General features: G+C 31.8%; 19 protein-coding genes and 1 tRNA gene. 14 read left to right on the forward strand and 6 right to left on the reverse strand.

All coding sequences use genetic code 11. The annotated features are described in order from the left end of the window. Positions 1–89 precede the first annotated feature (89 nt). Positions 90–446, forward strand: coding sequence for a hypothetical protein (locus HYN56_RS03050; protein ID WP_109190828.1), 357 nt, complete (start codon positions 90–92; stop codon positions 444–446). A gap of 83 nt (positions 447–529) precedes the next feature. Beyond that, positions 530–1,741 carry a cytochrome c3 family protein gene (locus tag HYN56_RS03055; protein ID WP_109190829.1) on the forward strand — a complete coding sequence of 404 codons (1,212 nt, stop codon included), beginning with the start codon at positions 530–532 and terminating at the stop codon, positions 1,739–1,741. On the opposite strand, the gene HYN56_RS03060 is transcribed toward HYN56_RS03055, so the two are convergent. The 4 genes from HYN56_RS03060 to HYN56_RS03070 form a co-directional block, all read right to left on the reverse strand. Next, entirely contained in the window at positions 1,742–2,485 is a 744-nt protein-coding gene (locus HYN56_RS03060; protein ID WP_109190830.1) for a UDP-2,3-diacylglucosamine diphosphatase, read from the reverse strand. It abuts the gene before it with no gap. Positions 2,486–2,559: 74 nt separating this feature from the next. Then, the gene (locus HYN56_RS03065) at positions 2,560–3,012 is read right to left on the reverse strand and encodes a 6-pyruvoyl trahydropterin synthase family protein (RefSeq protein ID WP_109190831.1); all 453 of its coding nucleotides are present in this window, start codon (positions 3,010–3,012) and stop codon (positions 2,560–2,562) included. A gap of 33 nt (positions 3,013–3,045) precedes the next feature. After that, positions 3,046–3,222: a hypothetical protein gene (locus HYN56_RS25000; RefSeq protein ID WP_167398266.1), complete on the reverse strand. Its 177-nt coding sequence runs from the start codon at positions 3,220–3,222 to the stop codon at positions 3,046–3,048. 323 nt (positions 3,223–3,545) lie between these two features. Beyond that, a complete protein-coding gene (locus HYN56_RS03070; RefSeq protein WP_109190832.1) occupies positions 3,546–4,310 on the reverse strand; it encodes an enoyl-CoA hydratase/isomerase family protein in 765 nt (254 codons plus the stop codon). Positions 4,311–4,414: 104 nt separating this feature from the next. On the opposite strand from HYN56_RS03070, the gene HYN56_RS03075 reads away from it, so the two are divergent. Then, positions 4,415–4,488, forward strand: a tRNA-Ala gene (locus HYN56_RS03075). 67 nt (positions 4,489–4,555) lie between these two features. On the opposite strand, the gene HYN56_RS25005 is transcribed toward HYN56_RS03075, so the two are convergent. Beyond that, the gene (locus HYN56_RS25005; protein ID WP_167398267.1) at positions 4,556–4,732 is read right to left on the reverse strand and encodes a hypothetical protein; all 177 of its coding nucleotides are present in this window, start codon (positions 4,730–4,732) and stop codon (positions 4,556–4,558) included. Between the two features lie 215 nt (positions 4,733–4,947). Here HYN56_RS25005 and HYN56_RS03080 point away from each other — a divergent pair, with 215 nt between their 5' ends. The 5 genes from HYN56_RS03080 to HYN56_RS03100 all read left to right on the forward strand — a co-directional run bounded on the left by HYN56_RS03080 (position 4,948) and on the right by HYN56_RS03100 (position 8,125). After that, a complete protein-coding gene (locus HYN56_RS03080; RefSeq protein ID WP_109190833.1) occupies positions 4,948–5,547 on the forward strand; it encodes a hypothetical protein in 600 nt (199 codons plus the stop codon). 26 nt (positions 5,548–5,573) lie between these two features. Continuing rightward, positions 5,574–6,518, forward strand: a complete 945-nt coding sequence (locus HYN56_RS03085) for a hypothetical protein (protein WP_146194562.1) — start codon at positions 5,574–5,576, stop codon at positions 6,516–6,518. After that, entirely contained in the window at positions 6,519–6,971 is a 453-nt protein-coding gene (locus tag HYN56_RS03090) for a hypothetical protein (protein ID WP_109190835.1), read from the forward strand. Further along, positions 6,958–7,548, forward strand: a complete 591-nt coding sequence (locus HYN56_RS03095; RefSeq protein WP_109190836.1) for a hypothetical protein — start codon at positions 6,958–6,960, stop codon at positions 7,546–7,548. Before HYN56_RS03090 ends, HYN56_RS03095 begins: the two co-directional genes overlap by 14 nt. A 145-nt stretch (positions 7,549–7,693) precedes the next feature. Beyond that, the gene (locus HYN56_RS03100) at positions 7,694–8,125 is read left to right on the forward strand and encodes a YybH family protein (RefSeq protein ID WP_109190837.1); all 432 of its coding nucleotides are present in this window, start codon (positions 7,694–7,696) and stop codon (positions 8,123–8,125) included. Positions 8,126–8,433: 308 nt separating this feature from the next. Here the strand turns inward: HYN56_RS03100 and HYN56_RS25010 are convergent, their stop codons facing one another. Continuing rightward, positions 8,434–8,574: a hypothetical protein gene (locus HYN56_RS25010; protein WP_167398268.1), complete on the reverse strand. Its 141-nt coding sequence runs from the start codon at positions 8,572–8,574 to the stop codon at positions 8,434–8,436. 126 nt (positions 8,575–8,700) lie between these two features. On the opposite strand from HYN56_RS25010, the gene HYN56_RS03110 reads away from it, so the two are divergent. From HYN56_RS03110 to HYN56_RS03135, 6 genes are all read left to right on the forward strand, one after another. Further along, positions 8,701–9,732 carry an oxidoreductase gene (locus HYN56_RS03110; protein ID WP_109190839.1) on the forward strand — a complete coding sequence of 344 codons (1,032 nt, stop codon included), beginning with the start codon at positions 8,701–8,703 and terminating at the stop codon, positions 9,730–9,732. 23 nt (positions 9,733–9,755) lie between these two features. Continuing rightward, positions 9,756–10,124, forward strand: a complete 369-nt coding sequence (locus HYN56_RS03115) for a VOC family protein (RefSeq protein ID WP_109190840.1) — start codon at positions 9,756–9,758, stop codon at positions 10,122–10,124. A 61-nt stretch (positions 10,125–10,185) separates the two neighbouring features. After that, positions 10,186–10,746, forward strand: coding sequence for a hypothetical protein (locus HYN56_RS03120; protein WP_109190841.1), 561 nt, complete (start codon positions 10,186–10,188; stop codon positions 10,744–10,746). Positions 10,747–10,757: 11 nt separating this feature from the next. After that, positions 10,758–11,918 carry a leucine-rich repeat domain-containing protein gene (locus tag HYN56_RS03125; RefSeq protein ID WP_109190842.1) on the forward strand — a complete coding sequence of 387 codons (1,161 nt, stop codon included), beginning with the start codon at positions 10,758–10,760 and terminating at the stop codon, positions 11,916–11,918. Between the two features lie 599 nt (positions 11,919–12,517). Then, on the forward strand, positions 12,518–12,970 hold the full coding sequence (tnpA, locus tag HYN56_RS03130; protein ID WP_109190843.1) for an IS200/IS605 family transposase: 453 nt from the start codon (positions 12,518–12,520) through the stop codon (positions 12,968–12,970). Positions 12,971–13,348: 378 nt separating this feature from the next. After that, positions 13,349–14,170, forward strand: a complete 822-nt coding sequence (locus tag HYN56_RS03135) for a PDDEXK nuclease domain-containing protein (protein WP_240622649.1) — start codon at positions 13,349–13,351, stop codon at positions 14,168–14,170. Positions 14,171–14,423 lie beyond the last annotated feature (253 nt).

The following is a 14,423-nucleotide window of genomic DNA, read 5'->3' on the forward strand; positions in this document are numbered from 1 at the left end:
TGTGGTTCAATTTTTTTTCATTTTTTATTATTTTTTTATTTAGAATTAATATAAATAATATTTATATTTGTTGAATTAAATGGATTAAGATGAGAGAAATTGAACAGATATATCATAATAACTTTGGGATAGCTTTTTACTGGAAAGATCGCAACACGACTATTTCAGACAAAGTACAACTGGTTTTTAAAGAAACAGGTTTTTATTTTACAGTTGCAGAATTGAATCTTTTTTGTGATTTAATTGAAGACAGTATGATTGAAAATGCTTGTTGCGAAGCTTGTGAAATGAAATATTCTTGCCACAAATTCTTATTGAAAACACCTTGTAATTCGATTGATCTGGCTGTAAATATGACCGAATTAAAATCGATTAAAGATTTAGTTGAAGGTTCTTTATTCAAAATCGAATTGGATGAATATATCTACGGAGTTGGAATGAATTAAGAAACATTCTAAATATTTTAACAACATTTTTTCATTATTGAAATATATTTTGATTCAAATCAAAAAAAAGTATATTTACAGCAATGAAAAAAGCTGTATTTCTACTTACTACCATTCTCACGACAATATTCTTTGTCAGCTGTACTAATAAATCAGAAGAATATATAGATCCTCGTGGCACCGATTATGCGGGTTCAGAGAGTTGTGTACAGTGTCACAAAGTACAATCTGAAATGGCATTTCACAGTTCTCATTTTAAAGCTACTGCTCCAGCCATTTTAGGAAATGTTTCAGGCGATTTCGATTCTAAAAATCATACTTTCATTTATGATAAAGACACCAAATTGGTCATGGAAAAACAGGGCGACAGTTTGTATCAAGTTTTATACAAAAACGGAAAAGAAGTTTCTAAATATAAATTCGAAATTGTTTTTGGAACTAAACATGCACAAACCTCTGTCTATTGGAAAAACAATAATACTTACGAATTACCGGTTTCCTTTTATCATTCAATAAACAATTGGGCCACAAGTCCAGGTTTCCCTGCTGATAAACCTTATTTTGACCGAATGGTGGTTAAAGATTGTTATGCCTGTCATAGTTCTAATGTTAGTTCGCGCACGGTTAATCAAAGTTCTGAAGACAAAAATTTCATGTCTATGGACGTTGAAGATGCCATCAATAAAAAAACGATTGTGTACGGAATTGACTGTGAGCGCTGTCATGGGCCAGCCAAAAAACATGTTGATTTTCATTTGAAAAACCCTAACATTAAAATCGCCAATAGCATTACAAGTTTTAAATCATTGAGCAGACAACAGAGACTTGATGCCTGTGCTTTATGCCACGCAGGAAATGATGGAATGAAATTAAAATCCCGTTTTGACTTTAAACCCGGAGACAATTTATCTGAATTCTTTCGTGAAACCCGAAGCATAAACGATACAACCAACTTTGATGTTCACGGAAACCAGTTCAGGTTGATGGCACAGAGTAAATGTTTTATAAACAGCAATAAAATGGATTGTATTACGTGCCATAATCCGCATGAAAATGCGTCTAAAAATATGGCTTCTTATTCTAAAATCTGTATGAGCTGTCATCAGGGATTAAAACACAAGGAAACAACGCTAAAAACAATGCCTGAGAAATTACTGGCTGATAATTGTGTAGAATGTCATATGCCTAAAAAAGCTTCAAACGCCATTAATTTTCAGCTTTCAAATAGCAAACAATTATCCAGTTATATTTTGAGAACGCACAAAATTGGGACTTACCCGAGTACTAAAAAGTAATTATTTCTTGTATTCTAAAAGTTCAAATTTTTCGCCATCAAAAACACCATAAGTAAAGTAGCCAATCCAGTCACCAAGATTTACATATTCTGAGTTTTCACCAACAGTACGAATCATTGGCAAATGACGATGACCGAAAACAAAATAATTATAATGTTTGGTTTCTAATTTACGTTTGGCATACAGAATAAGCCATTCTTTATCTTCACCTAAAAATTTAATGTCTTCGTCGCCAGAAATCAATTTATTTTTAACCGATAAATATTGTGCTAAACCAACACCCAAATCTGGATGAAACCAACGAAAAAGCCATTTTGAAAACGGATTTGTAAATACCTTTTTCATTCTTTTATATCCTTTATCACCAGGGCCTTTTCCGTCGCCGTGGCCAATCAGGAAGGTTTTTCCGTTAAAGGTAAATTCTTTGTTATCGTGATAAACAGGAATATTAAGTTCTTTTTCAAAGTAGTCGTTCATCCATAAATCATGGTTTCCTACGAAGAAATAAATTGGGATTCCGCTGTCGCGAATTTCAGCCAGTTTACCCAATACACGTACAAAACCTTTTGGAACGACGGTTTTATATTCAAACCAAAAATCAAACAAATCTCCTAACAAAAAAATGGCTTCTGCATCTTCTTTAACCTCATCTAACCAGGCAACAAATTTCTTTTCGCGCGGTAAACTCAATTCCGGAGTCGGCGCACCAAAATGCTGATCTGAAGCAAAATATATTTTTTTCATCTAGAAAGTTAGAAGTTAAGAGTTATAAGTTATTCGTTTGAGTTTTGGGATTTGGAATTTAAAAAATTGGAATTTTAAACATTATCACTTGCATACCATTCTGCAAACGAAGATTCTGTTTCCTGAAGTTTTAAGGAGAAAAGAGCAATTCCGGCAGGAAGTCTATTTTTAATTCGTTCTGCAAAATCAACCACCATATTTTCACTTGTTGGCTGGTAATCAACCAAAATCACATGGTGTCCACGGTTTTTTAATTCATTAGCCAATTCAATATGCGGAGTCGTTTGGTTAAAAACAGTTGCATGATCAAATTGATCGACGATTTCTTCTTTTACAATTTTCTTTAGATCCGAAAAATCAATCACCATTCCGAACTTTACATTCGATCGATCCGTAATTGGCGAGCCAATAACCGTTACCGATAATTTATAACTATGTCCGTGAACGTTCTTGCATTTTCCGTCGTAACCGTACAAAGCGTGACCGGTTTCGAAACTAAATTGTTTTGTAATTCTGATATTACTCATCGATTTTTAATTTTAAGCTTGCAAATTTACAAATTAATTGCCGTTTTTGTCTCTTTTTTTAGCCCCAAGATACATCCACAAAGCAAGTCCGCCCAAAACCAGAAACGGGATGAAAGATCCAATGACAACGCCAATTTGATAACCACTGTCCGGAGCGTCTTTAATTTTCTCTGCAATGTCAACTTTTTGGAATAAGGAAATAAGTTTCATTTTAAATTATATTTATTTTTATAGCCACAGATTAAAAGAATTAATTGGATTATTCTATCTAACTCTTCTTCGAAGTCTAACCAGTTCATAGAAACTTTACCGCTATATTTAAACACATAGAAACATAGCTAATTGGAAATTAAAAAAAGGCGTTTCACTTTCATAAATTCACATAGCTATTCTATTTGTGAGAAACTAGTTTCTTTCTAATTTCTTTTATTCACAAACTAAATCTATGTTTCTATGTGTTTATTTTTTTTAGTTAGCAACTCCTTGTCAAAATTATATCGTTATTTCCCCAAAATAAATGACTTATATCATAGCTATTTTTTAAACTGCAGTAAAGCATTTCTGCTAAAATCAGATAAAACCAATTTGCCTGTAATTGTAGCACGTTCAAAAAGAAGCGATTCCCATTGTTCTGTCCCTTCCCAAATAATCTTTTTCATTTCAAATAAAGCTTCGGGATTATAAGAACTTAATTTTTGGGCAAAATTTTCGACATCCTGATCCAAATTCGCAGAATCACTTAAAGCTGAATAAAGTCCTTTTTCAAAAGCCCATTCGGCAGATTTCCATTCGTGCGGTGCCAAAGTCATTTGAGTCATCGCGGTTTTTCCTATTTTACGAGAAACAGCAGGTTCAATAACAAAAGGCCCAATTCCGATTGCCAGTTCAGACAATTTTATAGCACTTTCAGGAGTTCCAAAAACATAATCACAAGCCGAAATAATTCCGACTCCACCACCAACAGCTTTTCCCTGAACACGACCAATAATTAATTTATTGCAATTGCGCATGGCATTTAACAAATGAGCAAAGCCGGAGAAAAACTCTGTCCCTTGTTCTTCATTTTCAACCTGCAAAAGTTCATCAAAAGAAGCTCCGGAACAAAATGCTCTGTTTCCTTCACTTTTTAAAATAATAACCGAAACATTTTCATCTCTGCTCAGCGAATTAATTTCAGTCGTAAGTTGGTTTAACAAAGCTCTCGGAAAAGAATTGCTGGCAGGATGACCAAATTGTACTGTTGCAATTGTATTTTGAAAAGAAGTTTCTAAACTTCCATTTAGATTTTCTGAACTCATAAAAATAGATTTAAACGTAAAGTTACGCTTTTGAAAAATATTTTGTCTGATTGATTTCTAAATTTGTTTTTTGAGAATTATTTGACTTTATTTGTTGACGCTTTGGGGGATTAGCTCATTTGGCTAGAGCGCTACGCTGGCAGCGTAGAGGCGACCGGTTCGAATCCGGTATTCTCCACAAAATCAAAACCCTTGTAAATTCTGTTTTACAAGGGTTGTTTTTTTTCTATGGTTTCGCAATTTTGTCATTTCTCATTAGCCGAATCATCAGCATCTACTCTATCTTTTTCAGCTTTTTTGAAATCGTTATTCAGCAAATTTTCCAATTTCTTTTTCTCTTTTAGATTTTTTCTAATGGTTAAAACAATTAAAAGAACAACCAATAAAATCACTACTGCTATTACAACCCAATTTATTTCCATAATTTAAATTTTAATTAAAAGTAAAAATTTAAACTACTTACCATATTATCAAAAGGTTAAGAATAAAATTCTTGATCAGTCCTTTACTTTTATACAATTTGAAAGATATTTCTTTAAAAAGGTTTCTTATTTTTGTTTAGAGCGTCAATCATTTTAAAAACGACAACACCGAATACTATAGCCAACGAAAATTCAAATACACTAAACACCAAAAAATGAAAAAAGAAATATTAGATCGAATCCAGCAAATTGGCGGAAACATCGATAAAGTAAAAGGAAATTCATTACAGGAAGATTTACAGTCAATCGAATTCAGTCATCCGTTATATACCGATTATTACGAAGACGAGTTATACGGAGCCGACGAATTTTATGCCGATAACCGTGAATTGTATCAGGAAAACAGAAAAGAATTTTATGACCAATTACTACATCATTTTTTCTCTGATCACGAACTTCCGTACGGGCAGGATTTTTACAGGAATTTTCTTTTTACCCCTTTTAAAAAAGATTCTGATGATTTTGGCGAATTAGATGGACTTGTAGAAGAAAGTGAAATTAGAGAAGTTGTTAAGGGAGAAGAATTAGATTTTATCTGTATTTGTTATTCCTACGGATTTCCAGATCATTTTTTTATCTGCCTAACAGATCCAAATCCTGAAAACCCGACAGTTTACTCAACTGATCATGAAGTCTTTTTCAGTGAAATTGAAAACGAAGGCACTCTCGAAGACTTTTTAAAACGTTATTTAACCAAAGACGAGTTTTTAGAAATAGTCAAAAATTATATTGAGAATGAAAAAACGGATAAATAGTTTGTAAAATGCAGTAAACACCTAAAATGAAACAATTTATCTCAATATTACTTCTCACAATTCTAAACTCATTTACTATTTCCTGTCAAAAATCAGGAGCTTTAAATGAGAAAATAGAGACTATGAATTTAGAAATTGCAAAAACAGATAAAGTTTTCAAAGGAAACATCAATTTAAAAACTCAGAAAGAGGTTGATGACTTTGGACAAAATCAATACACTTATATCAATGGAAATCTAATTATTGGCGATACTTTATCTTCAGATTTATCGAAGGAAATTCAAAATTTGAATGCACTTTCAAGTATCCAAAAAATCAACGGCGAATTATTGGTACTCAAACTCAAAAATCTGGAGTCAGTACAAGGATTAACAAACCTTGAACAGGTAAACGGACATTTTACTATTTCAGGATGTGAATTAAAACAGATTAACGGTTTTGATAAATTAACTACAGTAAACGGTGATATTACTTTTGGAAACAACAGTGGCAAATACACCGAAAATCCTTTAATAGAAATCTCCGGTTTTAATAATCTAGTTAAAGCAAAAAAAATATTTATAATAGGAAATTCGGGACTTCAAACACTGGATGGATTTAATCAGATTAAAGAAGTTCAAACGGTTATGATTATGAACAGCGATATCAAAACATTAAATTGTTTTAAAAACCTGCAAACTGTACATGAAAATTTCAGCGTTGAATACTCTGATTTACTAACCTCGATATCTTTGGAAAAACTGGAAACTGTAAACGGCTTTTTCGCTTTAAATGAAAATAATACTATCAATGGAAATATTACCCTTCCAAATCTAAAATTAATAAAACTGCTGTATTTTTTTCAGAACAAAAGCTTCGAAAATTACTGTCCGTTCAGTCATTTTCTTAAAGAAAATAAAATTGTGGAGATAGAACTTCAAGGCAATAAATCAAATCCATCAAAAGAACAGATTATTACCAATTGTAAATAAATGGAACAAACATTATTAAATAAAACAATTCAATTTCTTAAAAGATCCCTTGCGATTCCTTTATTGATTTTTCTGACCACTTTCACAGAAATTTACTGGGCAATGGGAAGTCTTTCTGAAAGAGTATCCAGCGGAAATCCCGACAGTAGTTTTTTTGATGATACTTATTTAATGTCTGTGTTTACGACCATTATTCTAACGGTTGTTTTTCTGTTACTCTATTTTATCAAAAACAAACCGATAAGAATCACAATTCAATTGTTATGTCTAATTTCAGTTTGGTTTTTCTGGAACTATTGCATTTTTGTAGATAGAGAATCTTCCTGGAGCACTTATCTTTTTAACGAAGAATTGCATTATACGCTTTCACTTTCTTTTCTGCCTATTATGGTTTTATCTATTGTTGTCATTTTTTGTTTAAAATTTATTTCGAAAAAGTATGAGCTTAAATAAAAAAATAATACTGCGATTTTATCTTATTCTAAGCGCAATTTCCATATTGGACTGTGCTTTATATTATTTTAAAGCAATAAGTCTTCGGGGTTATTACAGTGATGCAATTTTGTTCTGGCTTTGGCTGTTTATGAGTTTTGTCATCATTATTGTTTTTTGGAAAAAGCTTTTAGCCAAACTTCTTTTAGCCGCTTTAGTAATAACATTCGCCTTGAGTATTATTGCCATGATGCTTCCTTTTTATGCATTGGTAAACTCAACCACTTCATTAGGTTTATATATTAATAAAAATCTCAATGAAAATTACAGAGCTCAGATTGTAGGATATGGCCCAATGGTTTATCCATGGCTTGAAATCATTGAGAAAAAAGGATTGTTTGAAAAAAGAATTATTAAATGCATCGATTCAGAGCTTATGAATGATAATCTGGATATAAAGATCAGAACTGCAAAAGACATCATTTTTAAAAATGAAACCGATACTACCATTACGCTGACGCTATTTTATGGAGGCCCTAACAAAACAATTACATTTGATAAAAAAACAGGAAATGTTACCAAAATAAAAAACAATTGATTTATCGTTATGGACTAACATTTAATTGATAAAATGTCTTAAATCAATTAAACTTATTTCAACATATTGATGGCTTTTCTCAGCTCTTTTTCCTTATTTGTTTTTATAATTTTATCTATTTGATACTTACTAATTAGACAAAACTATGCGATACTTAAAATTTCTATTTCTTGGATTCTTTCTCATGCTTTCTTTTAATGGTAATTGTCAGGATAAAATTGTGCAACAGATTCTTGATCGTTTAAAAGCACAGCAAACCTGCTGGAATAATGGCGATCTTGAAGGTTATCTAGAATTTTATGCTCCTCTAGATTCTGTTCGAATGATTTACAGCGGCGGTGTAGTTTATGGAAAAAACAATATTGCCGATTTCTTTAAGAAATACTGGCCAAAAGAAAGAATGGGAAAACTAACCATGACCGATTTTGTTGTTGAACCTCTTTCAAAAAAAGATGCTTTTGTAAGCGCCAAATTTAGTGTCGAAGCTCCAAATGGAAAAAATAGTTCGGGACAATTTTCGGGGATAATGCGAAAAATAAATGGTCTTTGGTATTTGTATATTGATCATTCTGGATAAAAAAGTTATAAGGAGGAAATCAACAATTAATCGATAATTATTTACAAAGAAAATAGCAAAACAATGACATTTTACTTTATTAAAACATGGTTGCTGATTATACTGTTCAGTCTTTTAATTTCAGGTGGTTTATTGTATCGTTTTTTTGAGATACAAGATGAAGCTAAAAGTTTCTGGTTGATTATACTTTCTAATTTATCCTTTTTCTTCTCTTTAAGATTTGTTTTGTTTTTGTCTATGTCATCCGTTACCATTTTTCTCAACAATTATGAACCTATTAGAAAAAACAGATTTTATTCATTAGCAACTTATTGCCTGATTTCGTTTACAACATTGTTTTGTTTTATGATAGGCGATTTATCTGTAAAGGAATTTAATTCCGATATACTCCTATCGGGCTGGAATTTTTTAGCAATACTGGTTTTACCCCATTTAATAATATGTCTCATTGCTTATTTATTTTTTAGAAGAATGTTGAAAAACAGAAAAATTGACTAAGTTTTAACTTTCAAGTTTAAACAAATTAAAGTACTTTCGTACATAACGAATAGTAAATTAAAATCCATAAATGTAAAATGACATTAAAGCCCCTTCTATTATCTGCCTCTTTTTTAATCTTACTAGCTGCCTGCAACAAAAAAGAATCTTCTAAATTACAAAAACAGGATACTTCAAAAAATGCAACAGTAGAAACCGATTCTTTACAGGAAGGCGAAGCAACTCCGAGAAAAGAAAGTATCAATTTGTTTACAGTTATGCCAAAAGACAGTAGTGATATTGCTTTTGTTTCGCTTTCGGATATTTATCCTGTTGATGACGAAAAAGACACTCTTGTTTTACCTAATATTGAAAAATTAGGAAAACATAGTGCTCAGTATTTTACATTTTCTAAAAACTATAGAAAAAGATTTCTTTCTAAAACCAATATTGCAGAAACCGATTCTGTTTTTGTTTACGATTATGCCAAAAACAAACTGGCTTCTTTTTTAGTCAAAAATTTAAAAACTGCTGCAATGTTAAACGGATATTCTTCAGAAGAAGATTGGCCATATCATAATTACGATTTTATGATTGGTTTCGAAATCAACAAAAAACAGTTGAGTGGATTTAGCGAATATTATCGGGATGCTTTGGTATATGTTGGTAAAGAAAATCCGTTTTCGAAAGAAGGTTTAAAACCAATTTCATGGAAAAAAATTGCTCCAAAAGATTATCCGTCTAAATCTTTAAAAAAAGAAGATAAAAATACGCTAAAGGGCACCAACGCTGGAAATACTTATTCTTATCAAACAGACAGTTATCAGTATTTTTTACAGGATTATCTAGATAGCAATAAAATAATTTATGCCAGACGTCTTTTAGTTACCGATTCCAAAACCAAAGAAATCATAATTGAAAAATTATACAGTCAAAGCGAAGGTACCTCTCCTGCTCCTTTAAATTATGAAAACGGAGACGATGCTGTTGAACAATATACAGGAAAACTTTTCAAGAATAAACCAGAAGTTGTCTTTGGTTTTTTATATGAATCTTTTGGCTGTCCAGCCATTTCTATTATAGATAAATCAAACGAAGAAATTTACCTTCAATGTGATAATCGCCATTAAAATAATAATCTAAAAATATTTTTATGAGAATTTCAGCTTGGTTTTATAGTATAAATCTTCAAAAGTCCTTTGATTTTTACAAAAAGGTTTTTGATCTTGATGAAGAAGATTTAAAAAGTTTAAAAGGTTTTTCTGTTCCAATTGGCAACCATTTCGAACTTAAAATAAGTACCGCAGAAAGACCTCTAAATACCGGAAATATTGAGATAAATGAAGCCAATATAGAGGAAACATATGAAAGATTTATTAAAAACAACGTTACCGAAACTTCAGAATCAAATCCTCACAAAATGAAAAGCGGCACATTCTCTGGCCCTTGGGAGTATCCCGGCGGAATGGCATTATTTTTAAGAGACCCTGATAATCATTCTATTCTCTTTATGGAGTGGTAATTGGAATTCATGTCGGAAACTTTTTTATATCTAACAACGAAATTTAAAATATTACAAAATCATGTCTGAATTAAGTTCTCTATTCTGTAAAGTAAAAATCACCAAACTTCAGCTTGACAAATTTTTAAGCAGTTCTCCCGAAAAACCAGAACTAAACGATAACTGGCTAAAATGGTGGGACAGTCGACAAATGTATTCTAAAATGGCTTTGACTGCAGAATTGCTTCGTTCTTACCATGACGATACCAATCAAGAAGTTCTTAACGGCTGGATGGAGTACAAACAAGCAATGGCTTTCTCAGATTATGATGAAACTGCCGAAGAATGGCATTGGGGAATGATGTTTTTTAGTGAAAACTATTTAGAAATGCTTCCAATGTTTGCATTTATCATCAGCCTGGAAAAATATGTAAGTGAAAGTGCAGAAAATATGGCAATTGTTTTTCCTTTCTTTTGGGGAGACAATGGTGTACATGTCTATATTAATTTTGAAGAAAGAAAAGCTATTTTAAGTCCAACGGTACAAACAACATATGATGTTAATCCTGAAATGCTGAATTACACAAAAGAATATCTCAACAAAAAGTGGGATGAACTAACAAAAGATATAGAACTCGATTAAAAAACTCTATTATGGATATTACCCATTCTTTTACCGATTCTGCTTTTAAACAATATATTTTGGAGAATTTCTCTCAGGATAAAACAACAATCCAAACCAATGATATCGAAAATATTATTTCACTGGACTTGAGTGCACAAAAATTGAAAAATCTAAACGGATTAGAATATTTTATTTCCTTAAAAAGTTTAAATTGTTCTTATAATAAACTCCAATCTATCGATGTGAGCCATAATTTGCACTTAGAAGAATTAATCTGTAATGAGAATGAAATTCTGTCACTTGATTTATCAGCCAATACAGAACTTCAACATTTAAACTGCGGTTTCAACCGGTTAAAAAAACTAAAACTAAAAAATAATACACTTTTAAAAGAGCTTATCTGTCATTGGAACTTATTGACTGATCTTTCTACAGATAACAATCCGCTTTTAGAAGAACTCGACTTCTCATACAATCACATTTTTGGAATAGAATTGGGAGAAAAACCTCATCTTAAACATTTAGAATGCAGTCAGAATGGTTTATTGAATCTCGATTTGAGCGGATGTATTTCATTGGAAACCTTACGATGCAGTAATAATGTACTCAAACAGCTTAATCTCCAAAACAACAAAGAACTCGAAGATTTACGTTGTTTTTATAATCATATTTCCATTTTAGATATTAGTCAAAATACAATGCTTAAAAGACTCTATTGTTCTGATAATAAAATAGCAGTATTAGACACCAGCAATAATCCTAAACTAGAATCTTTAGATTACGCCAATAATCTCATAAAAGAAGAAGATCATATCATTGATGAAATCGTGGTTTTCAAATACGATATTTCGTCTTCGACTTATTTTGCCAGACTTGTTTTTGAAGATTCAGAACTCTACGTTTCAACACAAGCCAGAACCAAAAAAGAAATCGAAAAATTAAGTTCGATCATTACAAAACTGTATAAAAATTTCGCTCAACTAAATCAGGAAGCTTTGGCATTTATTCAGCAAAAACATCCAGATGAAGATATTGAAACTCTAAAACCTTCGGATATTATTTTTGATGATGAAGAATCGTTTAGAATAGGTTACGATGCCGGCGATTCTCCTGCTGGCAGGTTAATTTTATATGTTTCTTTTAATGCAAAACTTAAAATGAGTGATGAGATAATTTATGAGACGTATTGAATCTTTCTTTTATTACAAAACAGACAAAGCTACTTTTTAGACAGAAGTGGCTTTGTTCGTTTTAGTTGCTCACTATTAACTTATTATAATACAATTATAACTTTTCGTAGTTACTTTGCGATTGTCCCTCTTTTAATTTTGTTTTTGGTACAACCTATTGTAAGTATATCCATGAGAATAGGCTTTCGCCCTTTCAGGGCTTGAGTGACTATATTCTTTCCCTTCCCTTCAATAGTGCGTTGCACTATCTTAGTGGTTCCGCTCTTTCAGAGCTGTTTTTATCTGGTTGTACAAAGGACAAAGAGCAATTTAGTAACGAAATGGGCTGAAAGCCCCGAAGAGATTACCATAGTGCGAAGCGCTATGCAGAGCGACCAAGAGTAGCCATCTAAATGGGCTGAAAGCCCCCGAAGAGATTACCATAGTGCGAAGCGCTATGCAGAGCAACCAAGAGTAGCCATCTAAATGGGCTGAAAGCCCCCGAAGAGATTACCATAGTGCGAAGCGATATGCATAGCGACCAAGAGTAGCCATCTAAAATAGGCTTAAAGCCTAAAACATTAAAATCGTACAACTCACTACTAAAAAAAAAGAAAATTATGCCACAATCATTATACAAAGTATACGTACATCTAGTATTCAGTACAAAAAAGCGTTACCCCTTTATTGACGATGATATAAAGGAAAAGCTATGGGCATACCTTGGAGGAATTTGCAAAGGATTAGAATGCAATCCCATTCAAGTAGGAGGGTATAATGACCATGTTCATATTCTTTGTTTATTATCCAAAAAAATTACACAAATGAAATTGGTTGAAGAAGTAAAAAAACAATCATCAAAATGGATAAAAACAGTTGATAGACGTTATGCAAACTTTTACTGGCAGGATGGTTATGGTATTTTTTCTGTTAATCCCTCGCAATTAGAGATAGTGGTTAAATACATTAAAAATCAGGAAGAACATCATAAAAAAAAGACATTCAAAAAAGAGCTCTTAGCATTTTTAAACAAATATAATGTTGACTATGATGAACGATATCTTTGGGATTAAGTTTTCGCCCATTCAGAACTGGATTAACTCTACTATTATTAATATTAATAGTTAGTTATCCATTTGATCACTTATTCCTTTCAGTTTTTTAGTAAAAACTAAAAGTAGAGACAAAACATCTTTATAAATTTTAAGTATTGAGAAATACCAATACATCTGAAAGTATATTTCGAAGTATAAAACCAATAAGAATACTTATGCAACTAAAAAAAGAACTCATACAACAAGTACACAATATTATTGCTGATGCAAAAAACAGAGCCATTCGTTCTGTCGATATGGAACGAGTGCTGATGTACTGGTAAATTGGTAAAGTAATTTTGGAAGAAGAACAAGACGGTAAAGAAAGGGCAAAATGGCGAATTTATCATAAAATCATTGTCAAACGAACTCCAGCCCAAGTTTGGCAGTGGATTTTTAATTCGTCAACTCGAAATGTGTCGCCAATTTTACAGAACTTTTCCAAATACGAACGCACTGCGTTCGCAATTTAGTTGGACACATTACAGAATGTTAATACGTATGGATAATGAAGACAAACGAACATTCTATATTGCTGAGACAGAGAAAAACAACTGGACAGCCAGAGAATTGGAAAGGCAGGTAAATAGTCAGCTTTTTGAACGTCTTTTATTAAGCAACGATATAAAATCAGTATTAAATGTTGCCAGACAGGAAAAGCTTCCAACAGAGCCGAAGGACATTATCAAAGATCCAATGATATTGGAGTTTCTGGGATTAAAACGAGAAGCTTCTTACTATGAAAAAGATCTTGAAAATGCAATCATCACATATTTACAAGATTTTTTACTCGAAATAGGCAACGGATTTTCTTTTGTTGCAAGACAAAAGCGCATACATCTTGATGGCGATGATTTTTTTGCTGACCTTGTTTTCTACAATCGGCTATTACAAGCTTTTGTTATTGTGGAAATCAAAACAGATAAATTAACGCATCAGGACATTGGACAATTACAGATGTATGCAAATTACTTTGATCGTTTTGAAAAACAAGATTTTGAAAATCCAACCATCGGAATTTTATTATGTGCCGACAAAAACGATGCAATGGCAAAAATAACACTTCCCGAAAATAACAAAACAATTATTGCAAGTAAGTACCAACTCTATCTCCCAACCGAACAACAGCTGATAGCCGAAGTAAAAAAGGAAATAGAAAAATTAGATAGTAAAGACTAATTTCTTTTAGATCTATTTTATATATTTTTTATAATACGTCAAAAAATACAAAGGAAAGAATGACAGAGCAATTGGTACATACATCCCTCCGAAAGATTCTTTATAATTTACATATTGTTTTTCTATAATGATGACCAACAAGTAAACAAGAATGGTAAATACGAAATAGGTTCTTTTTTCATTATCATTATCAAAATATATAAATAAAGAGGAAACAAAAACTAGTATATATAAAAACAGATTAGCCATAAAG

It is taken from the genome of Flavobacterium crocinum (assembly GCF_003122385.1).
Classification (GTDB): domain Bacteria; phylum Bacteroidota; class Bacteroidia; order Flavobacteriales; family Flavobacteriaceae; genus Flavobacterium; species Flavobacterium crocinum.

Excerpts from the sequence above, each read along its gene's own strand:
- HYN56_RS03050 (WP_109190828.1), top strand. The coding sequence starts at position 90 with ATGAGAGAAATTGAACAGATATATCATAATAACTTTGGGATAGCTTTT.
- HYN56_RS03055 (WP_109190829.1), top strand. The coding sequence starts at position 530 with ATGAAAAAAGCTGTATTTCTACTTACTACCATTCTCACGACAATATTC.
- HYN56_RS03060 (WP_109190830.1), bottom strand. The coding sequence starts at position 2,485 with ATGAAAAAAATATATTTTGCTTCAGATCAGCATTTTGGTGCGCCGACT.
- HYN56_RS03065 (WP_109190831.1), bottom strand. The coding sequence starts at position 3,012 with ATGAGTAATATCAGAATTACAAAACAATTTAGTTTCGAAACCGGTCAC.
- HYN56_RS25000 (WP_167398266.1), bottom strand. The coding sequence starts at position 3,222 with ATGAAACTTATTTCCTTATTCCAAAAAGTTGACATTGCAGAGAAAATT.
- HYN56_RS03070 (WP_109190832.1), bottom strand. The coding sequence starts at position 4,310 with ATGAGTTCAGAAAATCTAAATGGAAGTTTAGAAACTTCTTTTCAAAAT.
- HYN56_RS25005 (WP_167398267.1), bottom strand. The coding sequence starts at position 4,732 with ATGGAAATAAATTGGGTTGTAATAGCAGTAGTGATTTTATTGGTTGTT.
- HYN56_RS03080 (WP_109190833.1), top strand. The coding sequence starts at position 4,948 with ATGAAAAAAGAAATATTAGATCGAATCCAGCAAATTGGCGGAAACATC.
- HYN56_RS03085 (WP_146194562.1), top strand. The coding sequence starts at position 5,574 with ATGAAACAATTTATCTCAATATTACTTCTCACAATTCTAAACTCATTT.
- HYN56_RS03090 (WP_109190835.1), top strand. The coding sequence starts at position 6,519 with ATGGAACAAACATTATTAAATAAAACAATTCAATTTCTTAAAAGATCC.
- HYN56_RS03095 (WP_109190836.1), top strand. The coding sequence starts at position 6,958 with ATGAGCTTAAATAAAAAAATAATACTGCGATTTTATCTTATTCTAAGC.
- HYN56_RS03100 (WP_109190837.1), top strand. The coding sequence starts at position 7,694 with ATGCGATACTTAAAATTTCTATTTCTTGGATTCTTTCTCATGCTTTCT.
- HYN56_RS25010 (WP_167398268.1), bottom strand. The coding sequence starts at position 8,574 with ATGAGACATATTATTAAATGGGGTAAAACCAGTATTGCTAAAAAATTC.
- HYN56_RS03110 (WP_109190839.1), top strand. The coding sequence starts at position 8,701 with ATGACATTAAAGCCCCTTCTATTATCTGCCTCTTTTTTAATCTTACTA.
- HYN56_RS03115 (WP_109190840.1), top strand. The coding sequence starts at position 9,756 with ATGAGAATTTCAGCTTGGTTTTATAGTATAAATCTTCAAAAGTCCTTT.
- HYN56_RS03120 (WP_109190841.1), top strand. The coding sequence starts at position 10,186 with ATGTCTGAATTAAGTTCTCTATTCTGTAAAGTAAAAATCACCAAACTT.
- HYN56_RS03125 (WP_109190842.1), top strand. The coding sequence starts at position 10,758 with ATGGATATTACCCATTCTTTTACCGATTCTGCTTTTAAACAATATATT.
- tnpA (WP_109190843.1), top strand. The coding sequence starts at position 12,518 with ATGCCACAATCATTATACAAAGTATACGTACATCTAGTATTCAGTACA.